The organism is Streptomyces malachitofuscus (genome assembly GCF_055571035.1).
In genome coordinates this window covers 56,713-74,560 of record NZ_JBVIGA010000004.1, presented here as the reverse complement: position 1 = coordinate 74,560, position 17,848 = coordinate 56,713, and the positions used below count along the sequence as shown (strand labels likewise).

The 17,848-nt window shown below is 71.4% G+C and carries 17 protein-coding genes; 16 read left to right on the top strand and 1 reads right to left on the bottom strand.

Annotated features, from left to right (window positions below; all coding sequences use genetic code 11):
* The first annotated feature begins 27 nt into the window (after positions 1-27).
* From ACZ44S_RS07000 to nusB, 8 genes are all read left to right on the top strand, one after another.
* Complete coding sequence (locus ACZ44S_RS07000) at positions 28-351, top strand: hypothetical protein (protein ID WP_466925336.1); 324 nt, start codon at positions 28-30, stop codon at positions 349-351.
* Positions 352-534: 183 nt separating this feature from the next.
* Positions 535-1,719 carry a chorismate synthase gene (gene aroC / locus ACZ44S_RS06995; protein ID WP_466925333.1) on the top strand — a complete coding sequence of 395 codons (1,185 nt, stop codon included), beginning with the start codon at positions 535-537 and terminating at the stop codon, positions 1,717-1,719.
* The gene (locus ACZ44S_RS06990; RefSeq protein WP_466925331.1) at positions 1,716-2,231 is read left to right on the top strand and encodes a shikimate kinase; all 516 of its coding nucleotides are present in this window, start codon (positions 1,716-1,718) and stop codon (positions 2,229-2,231) included. Before aroC ends, ACZ44S_RS06990 begins: the two co-directional genes overlap by 4 nt.
* Positions 2,228-3,322 carry a 3-dehydroquinate synthase gene (aroB, locus tag ACZ44S_RS06985; RefSeq protein WP_466925328.1) on the top strand — a complete coding sequence of 365 codons (1,095 nt, stop codon included), beginning with the start codon at positions 2,228-2,230 and terminating at the stop codon, positions 3,320-3,322. Before ACZ44S_RS06990 ends, aroB begins: the two co-directional genes overlap by 4 nt.
* A 122-nt stretch (positions 3,323-3,444) precedes the next feature.
* On the top strand, positions 3,445-4,281 hold the full coding sequence (locus ACZ44S_RS06980; RefSeq protein ID WP_466925325.1) for a Pro-rich N-terminal domain-containing protein: 837 nt from the start codon (positions 3,445-3,447) through the stop codon (positions 4,279-4,281).
* 458 nt (positions 4,282-4,739) lie between these two features.
* Complete coding sequence (locus ACZ44S_RS06975) at positions 4,740-5,846, top strand: aminopeptidase P family protein (protein WP_466925323.1); 1,107 nt, start codon at positions 4,740-4,742, stop codon at positions 5,844-5,846.
* Positions 5,847-5,916: 70 nt separating this feature from the next.
* The gene (gene efp, locus ACZ44S_RS06970) at positions 5,917-6,483 is read left to right on the top strand and encodes an elongation factor P (RefSeq protein ID WP_190167144.1); all 567 of its coding nucleotides are present in this window, start codon (positions 5,917-5,919) and stop codon (positions 6,481-6,483) included.
* 2 nt (positions 6,484-6,485) lie between these two features.
* The gene (gene nusB, locus ACZ44S_RS06965) at positions 6,486-6,917 is read left to right on the top strand and encodes a transcription antitermination factor NusB (protein ID WP_190167143.1); all 432 of its coding nucleotides are present in this window, start codon (positions 6,486-6,488) and stop codon (positions 6,915-6,917) included.
* 158 nt (positions 6,918-7,075) lie between these two features.
* On the opposite strand, the gene bldD is transcribed toward nusB, so the two are convergent.
* Positions 7,076-7,579 carry a transcriptional regulator BldD gene (gene bldD, locus ACZ44S_RS06960; RefSeq protein ID WP_006131213.1) on the bottom strand — a complete coding sequence of 168 codons (504 nt, stop codon included), beginning with the start codon at positions 7,577-7,579 and terminating at the stop codon, positions 7,076-7,078.
* A gap of 264 nt (positions 7,580-7,843) precedes the next feature.
* On the opposite strand from bldD, the gene pyrR reads away from it, so the two are divergent.
* The 8 genes from pyrR to pyrF all read left to right on the top strand — a co-directional run bounded on the left by pyrR (position 7,844) and on the right by pyrF (position 17,826).
* Positions 7,844-8,437: a bifunctional pyr operon transcriptional regulator/uracil phosphoribosyltransferase PyrR gene (pyrR, locus tag ACZ44S_RS06955; RefSeq protein ID WP_466925319.1), complete on the top strand. Its 594-nt coding sequence runs from the start codon at positions 7,844-7,846 to the stop codon at positions 8,435-8,437.
* Between the two features lie 101 nt (positions 8,438-8,538).
* A complete protein-coding gene (locus tag ACZ44S_RS06950; protein WP_466925316.1) occupies positions 8,539-9,519 on the top strand; it encodes an aspartate carbamoyltransferase catalytic subunit in 981 nt (326 codons plus the stop codon).
* Between the two features lie 5 nt (positions 9,520-9,524).
* Complete coding sequence (locus ACZ44S_RS06945) at positions 9,525-10,811, top strand: dihydroorotase (RefSeq protein ID WP_466925313.1); 1,287 nt, start codon at positions 9,525-9,527, stop codon at positions 10,809-10,811.
* Positions 10,808-11,368, top strand: a complete 561-nt coding sequence (locus ACZ44S_RS06940; RefSeq protein WP_466925312.1) for a PH-like domain-containing protein — start codon at positions 10,808-10,810, stop codon at positions 11,366-11,368. The genes ACZ44S_RS06945 and ACZ44S_RS06940 overlap by 4 nt, the downstream gene beginning before the upstream one ends.
* Positions 11,365-12,522: a glutamine-hydrolyzing carbamoyl-phosphate synthase small subunit gene (carA, locus tag ACZ44S_RS06935; RefSeq protein ID WP_466925310.1), complete on the top strand. Its 1,158-nt coding sequence runs from the start codon at positions 11,365-11,367 to the stop codon at positions 12,520-12,522. The genes ACZ44S_RS06940 and carA overlap by 4 nt, the downstream gene beginning before the upstream one ends.
* Positions 12,515-15,826 carry a carbamoyl-phosphate synthase large subunit gene (carB, locus tag ACZ44S_RS06930; protein WP_466925308.1) on the top strand — a complete coding sequence of 1,104 codons (3,312 nt, stop codon included), beginning with the start codon at positions 12,515-12,517 and terminating at the stop codon, positions 15,824-15,826. Before carA ends, carB begins: the two co-directional genes overlap by 8 nt.
* A 51-nt stretch (positions 15,827-15,877) precedes the next feature.
* Positions 15,878-16,984, top strand: a complete 1,107-nt coding sequence (locus ACZ44S_RS06925) for a quinone-dependent dihydroorotate dehydrogenase (protein WP_466925305.1) — start codon at positions 15,878-15,880, stop codon at positions 16,982-16,984.
* Complete coding sequence (gene pyrF, locus ACZ44S_RS06920; RefSeq protein ID WP_466925303.1) at positions 16,981-17,826, top strand: orotidine-5'-phosphate decarboxylase; 846 nt, start codon at positions 16,981-16,983, stop codon at positions 17,824-17,826. The genes ACZ44S_RS06925 and pyrF overlap by 4 nt, the downstream gene beginning before the upstream one ends.
* Positions 17,827-17,848: the final 22 nt, after the last annotated feature.

Sequence of the window (17,848 nt, the reverse complement as noted above, 5' to 3'; positions counted from 1 at the left end):
GCGGAACACGGGAGGGGATCGCGTTCCATGTCCGCAGGCATGCCGCTGGCATCGTGGAAGACACAGATGTTCGAGTCCGTGCTGGGCTTCCTGCCCGACTGGGTGCAGATCACGGTGCTGGCCCTGGTCGTGCTCGCCGTCGTGGCCTCCTGGGCCGTCAGGATCAGGCGCAGGATCGCACGCCGCCGCGCCGTCCGCTCGGGCCCGCCGGTCCAGGCCGCGGCCCGGCACGGCCAGGGAAGCGGAGCCGACCACCTGGGCCCGTACGCGCCGCGGCCGCAGCAGCCGAGCGGTGCCGATTTCCTCGGCGCCTACGCACCCGCTCAGCGGCAGGGCGACGGCACGGCGTGATGTCTGCGCCGCCCGGACGGCGATCCCGCCCGTCCGCCTGATGGACCGGCGGCCGGACACCCCGGCCGGACGTGGGAGGATCGGGGGTGGCGGACCGGGGCCGCGCACCCCGTCACGCCACAGCGGTACGCGAAGGGACGCGTACGCAGGGCATACCGGGGCGCGAAGCACGGAGGAGCACCGTTGAGCAGGTTGCGCTGGCTGACCGCGGGGGAGTCCCACGGTCCCGCACTCGTCGCGACGCTGGAGGGCCTTCCCGCCGGCGTGCCGATCACCACGGACATGGTGGCGGACCACCTCGCGAGGCGGCGGCTCGGCTACGGTCGCGGCGCCCGGATGAAGTTCGAGCGCGACGAGGTCACCTTCCTCGGCGGCGTCCGGCACGGACTGACCCTCGGCTCCCCGGTCGCGGTCATGGTGGGCAACACCGAATGGCCGAAGTGGGAGCAGGTCATGGCGGCCGACCCGGTCGACCCCGAGGTGCTCGCCGGCCTGGCGCGCAACGCCCCGCTGACCCGCCCCCGCCCCGGCCACGCCGACCTGGCGGGCATGCAGAAGTACGGCTTCGACGAGGCCCGGCCGATCCTGGAGCGCGCCTCCGCCCGTGAGACGGCCGCCCGCGTGGCACTGGGTGCGGTGGCCCGGTCGTACCTCAAGGAGACGGCCGGCGTCGAGATCGTCAGCCATGTCGTGGAACTGGCCTCCGCCAAGGCCCCGCACGGCGTGTACCCCACCCCCGCGGACGTCGAGAGGCTGGACGCCGACCCGGTGCGCTGCCTGGACGCGGACGCCTCGAAGGCGATGGTCGCGGAGATCGACCAGGCCCACAAGGACGGCGACACCCTCGGCGGCGTGGTGGAGATTCTCGCCTACGGCGTCCCCGTGGGCCTGGGCTCGCACGTGCACTGGGACCGCAAGCTGGACGCCCGCCTCGCCGGCGCCCTCATGGGCATCCAGGCGATCAAGGGCGTCGAGATCGGTGACGGCTTCGAGCTCGCCCGGGTGCCGGGTTCGAAGGCGCACGACGAGATCGTGAACACCCCCGACGGCATCCGGCGCGTCTCCGGCCGCTCCGGCGGCACCGAGGGCGGCCTCACCACGGGCGAGCTGCTTCGGGTGCGGGCGGCGATGAAGCCGATCGCGACCGTGCCGCGCGCCCTGCAGACCGTGGACGTCACCACCGGGGAAGCCGCCCAGGCCCACCACCAGCGGTCCGATGTCTCCGCCGTGCCGGCCGCCGGCATCGTCGCCGAGGCGATGGTGGCTCTGGTCCTCGCGGACGCGGTCGCGGAGAAGTTCGGTGGCGACAGCGTCACCGAGACCCGCCGCAACGTGACGTCGTACCTCGAGAACCTGGCCATCCGATGAGCCCACCGGTCATCGTGCTGGTCGGCCCGATGGGCGTGGGCAAGTCCACCGTCGGCCGGCTGCTGGCCGAGCGTCTCGGCGTCGGCTACCGCGACACCGACGACGACATCGTCACCGCCGAGGGCAGGACCATCGCCGACATCTTCGTCGACGAGGGCGAACCCGCCTTCCGCGCGCTCGAGAAGCAGGCGGTGCGCACGGCACTCACCGGGCACGACGGCGTCCTGTCCCTGGGCGGCGGTGCGATCCTCGACGAGGACACCCGCGCCCTGCTCATCGGGCAGCCGGTCGTCTACCTGTCGATGGACGTCGAGGAGGCGGTCAGGCGCACCGGCCTGGGCGTCGCCCGTCCGCTCCTCGCGGTCAACCCGCGCAAGCAGTGGCGGGAGCTGATGGAGGCCAGGCGGCACCTGTACGAGGAGGTCGCCACGGCCGTCGTCGCCACGGACGGCCGTACGCCCGAAGAGGTCACCGAAGCCGTCCTGAACGCACTGGAGCTGAAGGAAGCATGAGCAACGAGGCAGTGACGCGCATCCACATCGGCGCGACGGCGGGCACCGAGCCCTACGACGTCCTGGTGGGCCGTCAGCTCCTGGGCGAGCTCGGCGGGTTGATCGGCGAGAAGGCCAAGCGCGTCGCGATCGTGCACCCCGAAGCACTCGCCGAGACCGGCGACGCGCTCCGCGAGGACCTCACGACCCAGGGCTACGAGGCGATCGCCATCCAGGTGCCCAACGCGGAGGAGGCCAAGACCGCCGAGGTCGCCGCCTACTGCTGGAAGGCACTCGGCCAGTCCGGCTTCACCCGCACCGACGTCATCGTCGGCGTGGGCGGCGGAGCCACCACGGACCTCGCCGGCTTCGTCGCGGCGACCTGGCTGCGCGGCGTCCGCTGGATCGCCATCCCCACCACGGTCCTTGCCATGGTGGACGCCGCCGTCGGCGGCAAGACCGGCATCAACACGGCCGAGGGCAAGAACCTGGTGGGCGCCTTCCACCCGCCCGCCGGCGTCCTCTGCGACCTCGCCGCACTGGACTCGCTCCCGGTCAACGACTACGTCTCCGGACTGGCCGAAGTCATCAAGGCCGGCTTCATCGCCGACCCGGTGATCCTGGACCTCATCGAGTCCGACCCCGAGGCCGCCCGCACCCCCGCGGGCCCGCACACCGCGGAACTGATCGAACGCTCGATCCGGGTCAAGGCCGATGTGGTCTCCTCGGACCTCAAGGAATCGGGCCTCCGCGAGATCCTGAACTACGGTCACACCCTCGGCCACGCCATCGAGAAGAACGAGCGCTACAAGTGGCGCCACGGCGCCGCCGTGTCGGTGGGCATGCACTTCGCCGCCGAACTGGGCCGTCTCGCGGGCCGCCTGGACGACGCCACCGCGGACCGCCATCGCACGATCCTCGAAGCGGTCGGCCTGCCCCTGCACTACCGCTACGACCAGTGGCCCAAGCTGCTGGAGACCATGAAGGTGGACAAGAAGTCCCGCGGCGACCTGCTGCGCTTCATCGTCCTCGACGGTCTCGCCAAGCCCACGGTGTTCGAAGGACCCGACCCCGCCGTCCTGTTCGCCGCGTACGGCGAGGTGGGGGAGTAACAGGGCACTCAGCACCGCCCCCGGCCGTTCACACAACGACGGCAGGGGGCGGTACCGTTCGGTAGCACGCGGGAACCCCCGCTGTCAGCGCCCATCGCCTGTACGAGACGGAGTGGCACCGGATGCAGCACGCAGTGGGTTCTCCGCTGCCGCCGCCCCATCAGCCGGGGCAGGGACCGGCCGTCGGCTGGTCACCGGCCGCACACCACCCGGGCCAGCACCCGGGACCCGCGCCCGCGCCTCCCCAGGCACCGGGCTACCCCGCACCGCCGCCCCCCGCGGGTCCACAGCACGCCTCCATGCCCCCGCCCCCGGACACCACCGGCCATGTGCCGCTGCCGCCCGGCGGCCCGGTCGCGATGCCCAGCCCACCACAGGCGCCTGCCGCACCCGACCCGGCCGGGACGATCATGGCCGTACTGCTCATCGGCCCCGCGGGCGCGGGCAAGACGAGTGTGGCCAAGTACTGGGCGGACCACCGCCGGGTCCCCACCGCGCACATCAGCCTCGACGACGTACGCGAATGGGTCCGCTCCGGCTTCGCCGACCCGCAGTCCGGGTGGAACGACAACTCCGAGGCGCAGTACCGCCTGGCCCGCCGCACCTGCGGCTTCGCCGCGCGCAACTTCCTCGCCAACGGCATCTCGTGCATCCTCGACGACGCGGTCTTCCCCGACCGGCCGGTCGTGGGCCTCGGCGGCTGGAAGCGGCACGTGGGCCCGGGCCTGCTCCCGGTGGTCCTCCTGCCGGGCCTGGACATCGTCCTCGAGCGCAATGCGGAACGCACGGGCAATCGCCGCCTCAGCGACGAGGAAGTGGCCCGCATCCACGGCCGTATGGCCGGCTGGTACGGGTCGGGCCTGCCCATCATCGACAACTCCCAGCTGGACATACCCGAAACGGCCCGCATCCTGGACGACGTCCTGGCCCGCTCGATAGCCAGCCCCCCACAGTGGTGACGGTGCAGCCGGTTTCGCACCAGCTCCCGGAGCCGTTGGTGCCGGGCCGGTGTTCCACTCACCCGCGCCAGCGGGGCACCGCTGCGCCCACCCGTGCCGCCCCAGCGGCACGACTGCCCGCAGCTGGGGCGGAGGCCCCGGAGCTGCGCAGCTGCGGGGGACGGACCGCAGTCGGTTGACGGACCGCAGTTCCGAAGGGCGGACGCGCGGACGCCGACGGACCGGAGGGGGTGTGGGGGTGCGGCGGAGCCCGCCGCATACCTGGTCCCCGCCCGGCCCACTGCGGCAGCACCGGAGGGGCGCGACTGCGGCGGGCGAGCCGCACCCCCACACCCCCGCCCCCACCACCCACCGCACGCGCCCCCCTGCCCCGCCCCCCGCTCCCGCCCCCGGCCGCCGCACCCCCACTCGGCCCCGCTCGACCGGCGACATCCAGCCACCACTCCTACGCTCGAAGAATGTCAGAGGTCTACGCGATCCGCCGGGCGCGGCTACGGGACTGCTGCACCGCGGGTGGCAGCGCGGCGGCACTGGTCTCCCGCCCCGCCAACGTGCGCTACCTCGCCGGCGCCGCCCCCGAGGGCGCCGTCCTCCTGCTGGGCAGGACCGAGGACGTCCTGGTGTGCGCGAGCCCCCCGGACGACCGGACCCCGCACGCCCGCCCCGACGAGTCGCTGCGCGTGCACGTGATGCCGGGCCTCGCGGGCGACCCCGCCGTCGCGGCCGCCGGACTCGCCGTCACGCAGGGCGCCGACTCCCTCGCCGTCGAGGAGCACCACCTCACCGTCACCCGCCACCGCGAAATCCACTCCGTCACCCCCAGCCTGCGCCTGGCCGCCATCGCCGGCGCGGTCGAACAGCTCAGAGTCGTCAAGGACGAGGAAGAGATCTCCTGCCTCCGCATCGGCGCGGAGATCACCGACCAGGCCCTCGGCGAACTCCTGGAATCCATCCTCGTCGGCCGCACCGAACGCCACCTCGCCCTGGAACTGGAACGCCGCCTCGTCGACCACGGCGCCGACGGCCCCGCCTTCCCCACCTCCGTCGCCACCGGCCCGAACGCCGGCCGCCCCGGTCACCGCCCCACCGACCGCCGCGTCGAGGAGGGCGACTTCCTCTCCGTCTGCCTCGGCGCCACCTACCGCGGCTACCGCTGCGAGATCGGCCGCACCTTCGTCATCGGCACGGCCCCCGCGGACTGGCAGATCGAGCTGTACGACCTCGTCTTCTCGGCCCAGCGCGCCGGCCGGGAGTCCCTCGTCCCCGGCGCGGCCTGCCGCGACGTGGACCGCGCGGCACGCCAGGTCCTGGACTCCGCCGGCTACGCCGAGGCCCTCCCCGCGGTCACCGGGCACGGCGTAGGACTCGAAATCGACGAGGACCCTCAATTGACCCCTGCGGCCATGGGTAAACTGGACGCTTGCGTGCCGGTCACCGTCGAACCGGGGGTCCACCTCCCCGGCCGGGGCGGAGTCCGGATCGATGACACGCTCGTCGTGCGCCCCGAGGCGGACGGCGGACCCGAGCTACTCACCATCACGACCAAGGAGCTGCTCGCGCTCTAGCCCCGCGCTGTGCGCCTGCCCCCGCCCCGGCCGTCGTCCACGTCAGTCCAGTCCAGGAGATTCCGCAACCGTGGCTTCCACGAACGACCTCAAGAACGGCATGGTGCTCAAGCTCGAAGGCGGCCAGCTCTGGTCCGTCGTCGAGTTCCAGCACGTCAAGCCCGGCAAGGGCCCGGCCTTCGTGCGCACCAAGCTGAAGAACGTGCTGTCCGGCAAGACCGTCGACAAGACCTTCAACGCCGGCGTCAAGGTCGAAACGGCCACCGTCGACAAGCGCGACATGCAGTTCTCGTACATGGACGGCGAGTACTTCGTCTTCATGGACATGCAGACCTACGACCAGCTGCACATCGACCGCAAGACGGTCGGCGACGCCGCCAACTTCCTCGTCGAGGGCTTCGAGGCCACCGTGGCGCAGCACGAGGGCGAGGTGCTCTTCGTCGAGCTGCCCGCCGCCGTCGAGCTGACGATCCAGGAGACCGAGCCGGGCGTGCAGGGCGACCGCTCCACCGGCGGCACCAAGCCCGCCACCCTGGAGACCGGTCACCAGATCCAGGTCCCCCTCTTCATCACCACCGGTGAGAAGATCAAGGTCGACACCCGCACCAGCGACTACCTCGGCCGGGTGAACAGCTAACCGTGGCTGCCCGCAACACGGCCCGCAAGCGCGCCTTCCAGATCCTCTTCGAGGGCGACCAGCGCGGCACCGAGGTCCTGACGGTCCTCGCCGACTGGATCCGGCACTCCCGGACCGACACCCGGCAGCCGCCGGTGAGCGAGTACACGATGCAACTCGTGGAGGGCTACGCGGAGCACGCGAAGCGCATCGACGAACTGATCGCCCAGTACTCGGTCGGCTGGACCCTGGACCGGATGCCGGTCGTCGACCGCAGCATCCTGCGCCTCGGCGCCTATGAGCTGATCTGGGTCGACGAGACGCCGGACGCGGTGGTCCTCGACGAGATGGTGCAGCTGGCGAAGGAGTTCTCGACGGACGAATCGCCGTCCTTCGTGAACGGCCTGCTCGGCCGGCTCAAGGAGCTCAAGCCGTCGCTCCGCCGCGAGGCGTAGCCCGCGCTCACCCGCGCCCGCCCCCGGCGGCGCTGCCCGCACGGTGCACGAAAAACCGCCGGGGTGGTCGGAACCCACGAAGGTTCCGACCACCCCGGCGGCACGTTTCTGCGGGCTTCTCCGCCTGCGAGCAGCCCCTCACGCACCCCGCGACGCGGTTACGCGTCCTCGTGCGAGGCCACCGCGCGGCGTGCGTCGGCGTCCAGGACGCCCCAGCTGATCAGCTGCTCGGTGAGGACCGAGGGCGACTGGTCGTAGATGACGGCGAGGGTGCGCAGGTCGTCCTGGCGGATGGAGAGCACCTTGCCGTTGTAGTCACCGCGCTGGGACTGGATCGTCGCCGCGTAGCGCTGCAGCGGGCCCGCCTTCTCGGCCGGCACCGTGGCCAGCCGCTCCAGGTCCAGGACCAGCTTCGGCGGCGGCTCGGCGGCGCCGCCCGGGGTGGTGCCCGGCAGCAGCTCCTGCACCGGAACGCCGTAGAAGTCCGCCAGCTCCGCGAGGCGCTGCACGGTCACGGCGCGGTCGCCGCGCTCGTACGAACCGACCACGACCGCCTTCCAGCGGCCCTGGGACTTCTCCTCGACACCGTGGAGGGAAAGGCCCTGCTGGGTGCGGATCGCCCGGAGCTTGGCCCCGAGCTGTTTGGCGTATTCGCTGGACATATAGCTCCCCGGCACTGTGTCGACGCGGCTCTGGCTGGTTTCCATGCCGCGCGGCTGGTAACTCACTGTGAGGTTACGCAGCGTTACTCTGGTGCGTCAAGCCGAATGGTCCACACCGACTCTTCCGTGGTAGCGAAGATCGGCTACGCCATTGGAGTGACCGGGGGTGTCGCTGCGCGGGGATCCCGGCCTGATAGCCTGAGTGACGCAATCCGACGTCCTTTAAGGTCCGTCCCGTGAGGCGGAGAAGGAGGTCCGTTTCGTATGGACAAGCAGGACCCGCACACCCTCTCGCAGAACCCGCACCCGCACTCCGATGCCCGCCCCGTCCTCGAGGGCCCCGACATCGCCCGGGTGCTGACCCGCATCGCCCACGAGATCGTCGAACGCGCCAAGGGCGCCGACGACGTGGTGCTCCTCGGCATCCCCACCAGAGGCGTCTTCCTCGCCCAGCGGCTCGCCGCCAAACTCGAGCAGATCACCGAGCGCAAGGTCCCGGTCGGATCGCTCGACATCACGATGTACCGCGACGACCTGCGCATGCACCCGCCGCGTGCGCTGGCCCGCACCGAGATCCCCGGTGACGGCATCGACGGGCGGCTGGTCGTCCTCGTCGACGACGTGCTCTTCTCCGGCCGCACCATCCGCGCCGCCCTCGACGCGCTGAACGACATCGGGCGCCCCCGCGCGGTGCAGCTCGCCGTCCTCGTCGACCGCGGCCACCGCGAACTGCCCATCCGCGCCGACTACGTCGGCAAGAACCTCCCCACGTCGCTGCGGGAGACGGTCAAGGTCCTGCTCGCCGAGGAGGACGGTCGCGACACCGTGCTGCTCGGCGCCAAGCGGACCTCCCAGTAGCACAGCGCGCGCACGCCGAGGCGTGCGCCGGCTCGGCACGCCCTCGCGCGTCCCCGTCTGCCCGATTTCGCCTCATTGAACCGCCTTACGGAGCCTGACAGATGCAGCGTCATCTCATCTCGGCCGCCGACCTCACCCGCGACGACGCCGTCCTCATCCTCGACACCGCCGAGGAGATGGCCCGGGTCGCCGACCGGCCGATCAAGAAACTGCCGACCCTGCGCGGCCGCACCGTCGTGAACCTCTTCTTCGAGGACTCCACGCGCACGCGGATCTCCTTCGAGGCCGCGGAGAAGCGGCTGTCCGCGGACGTCATCAACTTCACCGCCAAGGGCTCCAGCGTCTCCAAGGGCGAGTCCCTCAAGGACACCGCCCAGACCCTGGAAGCCATGGGCGTCGACGCGGTGGTCATCCGGCACGGCGCCTCCGGAGCCCCGTACCGCCTCGCCACCTCCGGCTGGATCGACGCCGCCGTCATCAACGCGGGCGACGGCACCCACCAGCACCCCACCCAGGCGCTGCTCGACGCCTTCACCATGCGCCGCCGGCTCGTCGGCCGGGACGCCGGACTCGGCCAGGACCTGAACGGCCGCCGCATCACCATCGTCGGCGACGTCCTGCACAGCCGGGTCGCCCGCTCCAACGTCGACCTGCTGCACACCCTCGGCGCCGAGGTCACCCTCGTCGCCCCGCCGACGCTGCTGCCGGTCGGCATCGACACCTGGCCCTGCGAGGTCTCCTACGACCTGGACTCCACGCTCACCAAGTCCGACGCCGTGATGATGCTGCGCGTCCAGCGCGAGCGGATGAACGCCGCGTTCTTCCCCACCGAGCGGGAGTACTCGCGCCGCTACGGCCTCGACGGCGAGCGCATGGCGAGGATGCCCGAGCACGCCATCGTGATGCACCCCGGCCCGATGGTCCGCGGCATGGAGATCACCGCCGAGGTCGCGGACTCCGACCGCTGCACCGTGATCGAGCAGGTCGCCAACGGTGTCTCCATCCGGATGGCCGTCCTGTACCTGCTCCTGGGCGGCAACGAACCCGCCGTCACCCACGCCCGTACCACCGAGGAGAAGTAAGAACCATGAGCAAGATCCTGATCCGTGGTGCGAAGGTGCTCGGCGGCGAGCCGCAGGACGTGCTGATCGACGGCGCCGTCATCGAGGCGGTCGGCAAGGACCTGACCGCCGAGGGCGCCGAGGTCGTCGAGGCGGCCGGCAAGGTGCTGCTGCCGGGCCTGGTCGACCTGCACACGCACCTGCGCGAGCCCGGCCGCGAGGACTCCGAGACCGTACTGACCGGCACCCGCGCGGCGGCGAGCGGCGGCTACACCGCCGTGTTCGCCATGGCCAACACCTTCCCGGTCGCCGACACCGCCGGCGTGGTCGAGCAGGTCTGGCGGCTCGGCAAGGAGCACGGCTACTGCGACGTGCGGCCCGTCGGCGCCGTCACCGTCGGCCTGGAGGGGCAGAAGCTCGCCGAACTGGGCGCCATGCACGAGTCCGCCGCCGGCGTCACCGTCTTCTCCGACGACGGCAAGTGCGTCCACGACGCCGTGATCATGCGCCGCGCCCTGGAGTACGTGAAGGCCTTCGGCGGCGTCGTCGCCCAGCACGCGCAGGAGCCGCGCCTCACCGAGGGCGCCCAGATGAACGAGGGCGTCGTCTCCGCCGAGCTGGGCCTCGGCGGCTGGCCGGCCGTCGCCGAGGAGTCGATCATCGCCCGGGACGTGCTGCTCGCCGAGCACGTCGGCTCCCGCGTCCACATCTGCCACCTGTCCACGGCGGGCAGCGTCGAGATCGTGCGCTGGGCCAAGTCCCGCGGCATCGACGTCACCGCGGAGGTCACCCCGCACCACCTCCTCCTCACCGACGAGCTGGTCCGGTCGTACAACCCGGTCTACAAGGTGAACCCGCCGCTGCGCACCGAGCGCGACGTCATGGCCCTGCGCGAGGCGCTCGCCGACGGCACCATCGACATCGTCGCCACCGACCACGCCCCGCACCCGCACGAGGACAAGGACTGCGAGTGGGCCGCCGCCGCCATGGGCATGGTCGGCCTGGAGACCGCGCTGTCGGTGGTCCAGGAGACGATGGTCGACACCGGCCTGCTGGACTGGGCCGGCGTCGCCGACCGCATGTCCGTCAAGCCCGCGCGCATCGGACGGGCCGAGGGCCACGGCCGTCCCGTCTCGGCAGGTGAGCCCGCCAACCTCACCCTCGTCGACACGGCATACCGTGGAGCCGTGGACCCCGCGGGCTTCGCCTCGCGCAGCCGCAACACCCCGTACGAGGGCCGTGAGCTGCCGGGCCGTGTCACGCACACCTGGCTCCGGGGCAAGGCCACGCTCGTCGACGGGAAGCTCACGTGACACCTGTAATCCTGCTGGCCGCCGAGAAGGAATCGGCGGAAGTGACCGACTGGGCCGCCCGGATCGGCTGGGTCGTCGGCCTCGCCCTCTTCGTCGCGCTCGTCTACTGGCTGATGCGCGAGGGCTGGAAGTGGCGCGGCACCCTCCAGAGCGACCTGCCCGAGCTGCCCAGCGCGCCGGACGACCCCGGCCCGGCCAGACTGAGCATGAGCGGCCGCTACCACGGCTCGACCACCGCCGGTCAGTGGCTCGACCGCATCGTGGCGCACGGCCTGGGCACCCGCAGCCGGGCCGAGCTGACGCTCACCGACGCGGGACTGGACGTGGTGCGCCCCGGCGCGGACGACTTCTTCGTCCCGGCGGACGCGCTGCGCGAGGCCCGGCTCGACAAGGGCATCGCCGGCAAGGTCCTCACCGAGGGCGGGCTGCTGATCGTCACCTGGGCGCACGGCGACCGGCTGATCGACTCCGGATTCCGCTCCGACCACGCGGCCGAGCACAACGCGTGGGTGGAAGCCCTCAACCACATGATCAACAAGACGGAAGGCGCACGATGACAACCTCCACCAGGGGAGCCGCCAAGGTTCCCGCCGTACTCGTCCTGGAGGACGGCCGGATCTTCCGCGGCCGTGCCTACGGGGCTGTGGGGGAGACCTTCGGCGAAGCGGTGTTCTCCACCGGCATGACCGGCTACCAGGAGACTCTCACCGACCCGTCGTACCACCGCCAGGTCGTCGTGATGACCGCCCCGCACGTGGGCAACACCGGCGTCAACGACGAGGACATGGAGTCCCGCAGGATCTGGGTCTCCGGCTACGTCGTGCGCGACCCCGCGCGTGTGCCCTCCAACTGGCGCTCGAGGCGCTCGCTGGACGAGGAGCTGGCCGCCCAGGGCGTCGTCGGCATCTGCGGCATCGACACCCGCGCCCTCACCCGCCACCTGCGCGAGCGCGGCGCCATGCGCGTCGGCATCTTCAGCGGCGACGCCGTCCACGACGACGCGGCACTGCTCGCCCGCGTCAAGGAAGCGCCCGAGATGAAGGGCGCCGACCTCTCCGCCGAGGTCGCCACCACCGAGCCGTACGTCGTCCCCGCGATCGGCGAGAAGAAGTACACCGTCGCCGCCGTCGACCTCGGCATCAAGGGCATGACCCCGCAGCGCATGGCCGAGCGAGGCATCGAGGTGCACGTCCTGCCCGCCACCGCGACCGTGGACGACGTCTACGCCGTGAACCCGGACGGCGTGTTCTTCTCCAACGGCCCCGGTGACCCCGCCACCGCCGACCACGCGGTCTCCGTCATGCGGGCGGTCCTGGAACGCGGCACCCCGCTCTTCGGCATCTGCTTCGGCAACCAGATCCTCGGCCGCGCCCTCGGCTTCGGCACCTACAAGCTGAAGTACGGCCACCGCGGCATCAACCAGCCGGTGCAGGACCGTACGACCGGCAAGGTCGAGGTCACCGCGCACAACCACGGCTTCGCCGTCGACGCCCCGCTGGACAAGGTCTCCGACACCCCCTACGGCCGCGCCGAGGTCACCCACGTGTGCCTCAACGACAACGTGGTGGAGGGCCTCCGGCTCCTCGACAAGCCGGCCTTCAGCGTCCAGTACCACCCGGAAGCGGCAGCGGGCCCGCACGACGCCGCCTACCTGTTCGACCGCTTCACCTCTTTGATGAGCACCGTTTTGATGGAGGGCCAGCGTGCCTAAGCGCACCGATATCCAGTCCGTCCTGGTCATCGGCTCCGGCCCGATCGTCATCGGCCAGGCCGCCGAGTTCGACTACTCCGGTACCCAGGCGTGCCGTGTCCTCAAGGCCGAGGGCCTGCGGGTCGTCCTGGTCAACTCCAACCCGGCGACGATCATGACCGACCCGGAGATCGCCGACGCCACCTACGTCGAGCCGATCACCCCCGAGTTCGTCGAGAAGATCATCGCCAAGGAGCGGCCCGACGCGCTGCTGCCCACCCTGGGCGGCCAGACGGCCCTCAACACGGCGATCTCCCTGCACGAGAACGGCGTCCTGGACAAGTACGGCGTCGAGCTGATCGGCGCCAACGTGGAGGCGATCCACAAGGGCGAGGACCGCGACCTGTTCAAGGAGGTCGTGGAGGCCGTCCGCCGCAAGATCGGACACGGCGAGTCCGCGCGCTCCTACATCTGCCACTCCATGGACGACGTCCTCAAGGGCGTCGAGGAACTCGGCGGCTACCCCGTCGTGGTCCGCCCGTCCTTCACCATGGGCGGCGCCGGCTCCGGCTTCGCCCACGACGAGGACGAGCTGCGCCGCATCGCCGGCCAGGGGCTCACCCTCTCGCCGACCACCGAGGTGCTCCTCGAGGAGTCCATCCTCGGCTGGAAGGAGTACGAGCTGGAGCTGATGCGCGACAAGAACGACAACGTCGTGGTCGTCTGCTCCATCGAGAACTTCGACCCCATGGGCGTGCACACCGGCGACTCGATCACCGTCGCGCCCGCCATGACGCTGACCGACCGCGAGTACCAGGTGCTCCGCGACGTCGGCATCGCGATCATCCGCGAGGTCGGCGTCGACACCGGCGGCTGCAACATCCAGTTCGCGGTGAACCCCGAGGACGGCCGCGTCATCGTCATCGAGATGAACCCGCGTGTCTCGCGCTCCTCGGCGCTCGCCTCCAAGGCGACCGGCTTCCCGATCGCCAAGATCGCCGCCAAGCTCGCCGTCGGCTACACCCTCGACGAGATCCCCAACGACATCACCCAGGAGACCCCGGCCTCCTTCGAGCCGACGCTCGACTACGTGGTCGTGAAGGCCCCGCGGTTCGCCTTCGAGAAGTTCCCGAGCGCCGACTCCACCCTCACCACGACCATGAAGTCGGTCGGCGAGGCCATGGCCATCGGCCGCAACTTCACCGAGGCGTTCCAGAAGGCGCTGCGCTCCCTGGAGAAGAAGGGCAGCCAGTTCACCTTCGTCGGCGAGCCCGGTGACAAGGCAGAGCTGCTGCGCGAGGCGATCCGGCCCACCGACGGCCGGATCAACGCGGTCATGGGTGCCATCCGCGCGGGCGCCACGCCCGAGGAGGTCTTCGAGGCCACCAAGATCGACCCCTGGTTCGTCGACCAGCTGTTCCTCATCAAGGAGACCGCGGACGAGCTGGCCGGCGCCCCCGAGCTGACCCGCGAGCTGCTCGCCGAGGCCAAGCGGCACGGCTTCTCCGACCAGCAGATCGGCGAGATCCGCGGCCTGCGCGAGGGCGTCGTCCGCGAGGTCAGGCACGCGCTGGGCATCCGCCCGGTCTACAAGACCGTCGACACCTGCGCCGCCGAGTTCGCCGCGCGGACGCCGTACTTCTACTCCTCCTACGACGAGGAGACCGAGGTCGCGGCCCGCGAGAAGCCCGCGGTGATCATCCTGGGCTCCGGCCCGAACCGCATCGGCCAGGGCATCGAGTTCGACTACTCCTGCGTCCACGCCTCCTTCGCCCTGAGCGACGCCGGCTACGAGACCGTGATGGTCAACTGCAACCCGGAGACCGTCTCCACCGACTACGACACCTCCGACCGGCTCTACTTCGAGCCGCTCACCCTGGAGGACGTCCTGGAGATCGTCCACGCCGAGCGGCAGGCCGGTCCGGTCGCGGGCGTCGTCGTCCAGCTCGGCGGCCAGACCCCGCTCGGCCTGTCCCAGGCGCTGAAGGACAACGGCGTGCCGATCGTCGGCACCTCCCCGGAGGCCATCCACGCCGCCGAGGACCGCGGCGCCTTCGGACAGGTCCTCAAGGAAGCCGGCCTGCCCGCCCCCAAGCACGGCACCGCCACCACCTTCGCCGAGGCCAAGGCCATCGCCGACGAGATCGGCTACCCGGTCCTCGTCCGGCCGTCCTACGTGCTCGGCGGCCGCGGCATGGAGATCGTCTACGACGAGGCCCGGCTGGAGGCGTACATCACCGAGTCGACCGAGATCAGCCCCTCGCGGCCGGTGCTCGTCGACCGCTTCCTCGACGACGCCATAGAGATCGACGTCGACGCCCTCTACGACGGCGAGGAGCTCTACCTCGGCGGCGTCATGGAGCACATCGAGGAGGCCGGCATCCACTCCGGCGACTCCGCGTGCGCCCTGCCCCCGATCACGCTGGGCGGCTTCGACATCAAGCGGCTGCGCGCCTCCACCGAGGGCATCGCGCGCGGCGTCGGGGTGCGCGGTCTGATCAACATCCAGTTCGCGCTGGCCGGGGACATCCTCTACGTCCTGGAGGCCAACCCGCGCGCGTCGCGCACCGTCCCCTTCACCTCGAAGGCGACCGCGGTGCCGCTGGCGAAGGCCGCCGCGCGGATCTCGCTGGGCGCCACCATCGCCGAGCTGCGCGCCGAGGGCCTGCTCCCGGCGCGGGGCGACGGCGGCGAGCTGCCGCTGGACGCGCCGATCTCCGTCAAGGAGGCCGTGATGCCGTGGTCCCGCTTCCGGGACATCCACGGCCGCGGCGTCGACACCGTGCTCGGCCCGGAGATGCGCTCCACCGGCGAGGTCATGGGCATCGACTCCGTCTTCGGCACGGCGTACGCCAAGTCGCAGTCCGGCGCCTACGGCCCGCTGCCCACCAAGGGACGCGCCTTCATCTCGGTCGCCAACCGCGACAAGCGCTCGATGATCTTCCCCGCGCGGGAGCTGGTCGCCCACGGCTTCGAGCTGATGGCCACCTCCGGCACCGCCGAGGTCCTCAAGCGCAACGGCATCAACGCCACCGTGGTGCGCAAGCAGTCCGAGGGCACCGGCCCCAACGGCGAGAAGACCATCGTCCAGCTCATCCACGACGGCGAGGTCGACCTCATCGTCAACACCCCGTACGGCACCGGCGGCCGCCTCGACGGCTACGACATCCGTACGGCCGCCGTGGCCCGGTCCGTGCCGTGCCTGACGACGGTCCAGGCGCTCGCCGCCGCCGTCCAGGGGATCGACGCGCTCAACCGCGGGGACGTGGGAGTCCGCTCACTCCAGGAACACGCGGAACATCTGATCGCGGCCCGCGACGACTAGCAGCCCCCAGGGGGACACCGGAAACGGTGTCCCCCTCTTCATGAGGACACCATGTACAAGATTCTCTTCACCCTGCTCTTCCGGCGGATGGACCCGGAGCAGGCCCACCACCTCGCCTTCCGCTGGATCCGCCGCGTCGCGCGCGTCCCCGTGCTGCGGACCTTCGTCGCCGCGGTGCTCGCCCCCCGCCACGAGGAGCTGCGCACCGAGGCGCTCGGGCTGCGCCTGCACAGCCCCTTCGGTCTTGCCGCCGGCTTCGACAAGAACGCCGTCGGCATCGACGGCCTGGCCATGCTGGGCTTCGACCACGTCGAGGTCGGCACGGTGACCGGGGAGCCGCAGCCCGGCAACCCCAGGAAGCGGCTGTTCCGCCTGGTCGCCGACCGGGCCCTGATCAACCGCATGGGCTTCAACAACGAGGGTTCGCTCGCCGTCGCGGCACGTCTGGCCTCCCGCACGCCCGTCTTCAGGGCCGTGGTCGGGGTCAACATCGGCAAGACCAAGGCCGTACCGGAGGACGAGGCCGTCGCCGACTACGTGAAGTCCGCCGAGCGGCTCGCACCGTACGCCGACTACCTCGTCGTCAACGTCTCCTCCCCGAACACACCGGGACTGCGCAACCTCCAGGCCGTGGACCACCTGCGTCCGCTGCTCGCCGCGGTCCGGGAGGCCGCCGACCGCACGTCCCCGGCCCGCCGCGTGCCGCTGCTGGTGAAGATCGCCCCCGACCTCGCCGACGACGACATCGACGCGGTCGCCGACCTCGCGGTGGAGCTCGGCCTGGACGGCGTCATCGCCACCAACACCACCATCGCCCGCGAGGGACTCGGCCTGACGTCCGGCCCCGACCTGGTCAAGGAGACCGGCGGCCTGTCCGGCGCCCCGCTGAAGGCACGCTCCCTCGAGGTGCTGCGCCGCCTCTACGCGCGTGTGGGAGACCGGATCACCCTGATCGGCGTCGGAGGCATCGAGAACGCCGAGGACGCCTGGCAGCGCATCCTCGCCGGTGCCACGCTGGTCCAGGGGTACAGCGCGTTCGTCTACCAGGGCCCCTTCTGGGCCCGCTCCATCCACAAGGGGCTCACCGCGCGGCTGCGCACCAGCCCCTACGCCACGCTCGCCGACGCGGTGGGCGCCGACGTGAGGACAACGGCATGACCGGTCTGGAACCCTTCGGCGCGCGTCTGCGCCGCGCGATGGACGAGCGGGGCCCGCTGTGCGTGGGCATCGACCCGCACGCCTCCCTGCTCGCCGAGTGGGGCCTGAGCGACACCGTGAGCGGTCTGGAGCGGTTCAGCCGCACGGTCGTCGAGGCGCTCGCGGACCGGATCGCCGTGCTCAAGCCGCAGAGCGCCTTCTTCGAGCGCTTCGGCTCACGCGGGATCGCGGTCCTGGAGAGGACGGTCGAGGAGGCACGGGCGGCCGGCGCGCTGGTCGTCATGGACGCCAAGCGCGGTGACATCGGCTCCACGATGGCCGCCTACGCGGAGTCCTTCCTCCACAAGGACGCGCCGCTGTTCTCGGACGCGCTCACCGTCTCCCCGTACCTCGGCTACGGCTCGCTCAGCCCGGCCGTCGCCCTGGCCCGGGAAACCGGCACCGGACTGTTCGTGCTGGCGCTGACGTCCAACCCGGAGGGCGGGGAGGTGCAGCACGCGGTCCGCGCCGACGGGCGCACCATCGGGGCGACCATGCTCGGGCACCTGACCCTGGAGAACGCCGGCGAGGAGCCGCTCGGGTCCTTCGGCGCGGTGGTCGGCGCCACGCTGGGCGACCTGTCCTCGTACGAGCTGGACATGGGCGGACCGATCCTGGCGCCCGGTATCGGGGCGCAGGGGGCCACGGCGGCCGACCTTCCGGCGGTGTTCGGGAGCGCGGTGCGCAACGTCGTGCCGAACGTCAGCAGGGGAGTGTTGCGCCACGGTCCCGACGCGGTCGCTCTGCGTGACGCCGCGGAGCGGTTCGCGGAGGAGATCCGGACCGCCGTCACGGCCGCCTGAAACCGGTCGACGAGGGAATCCG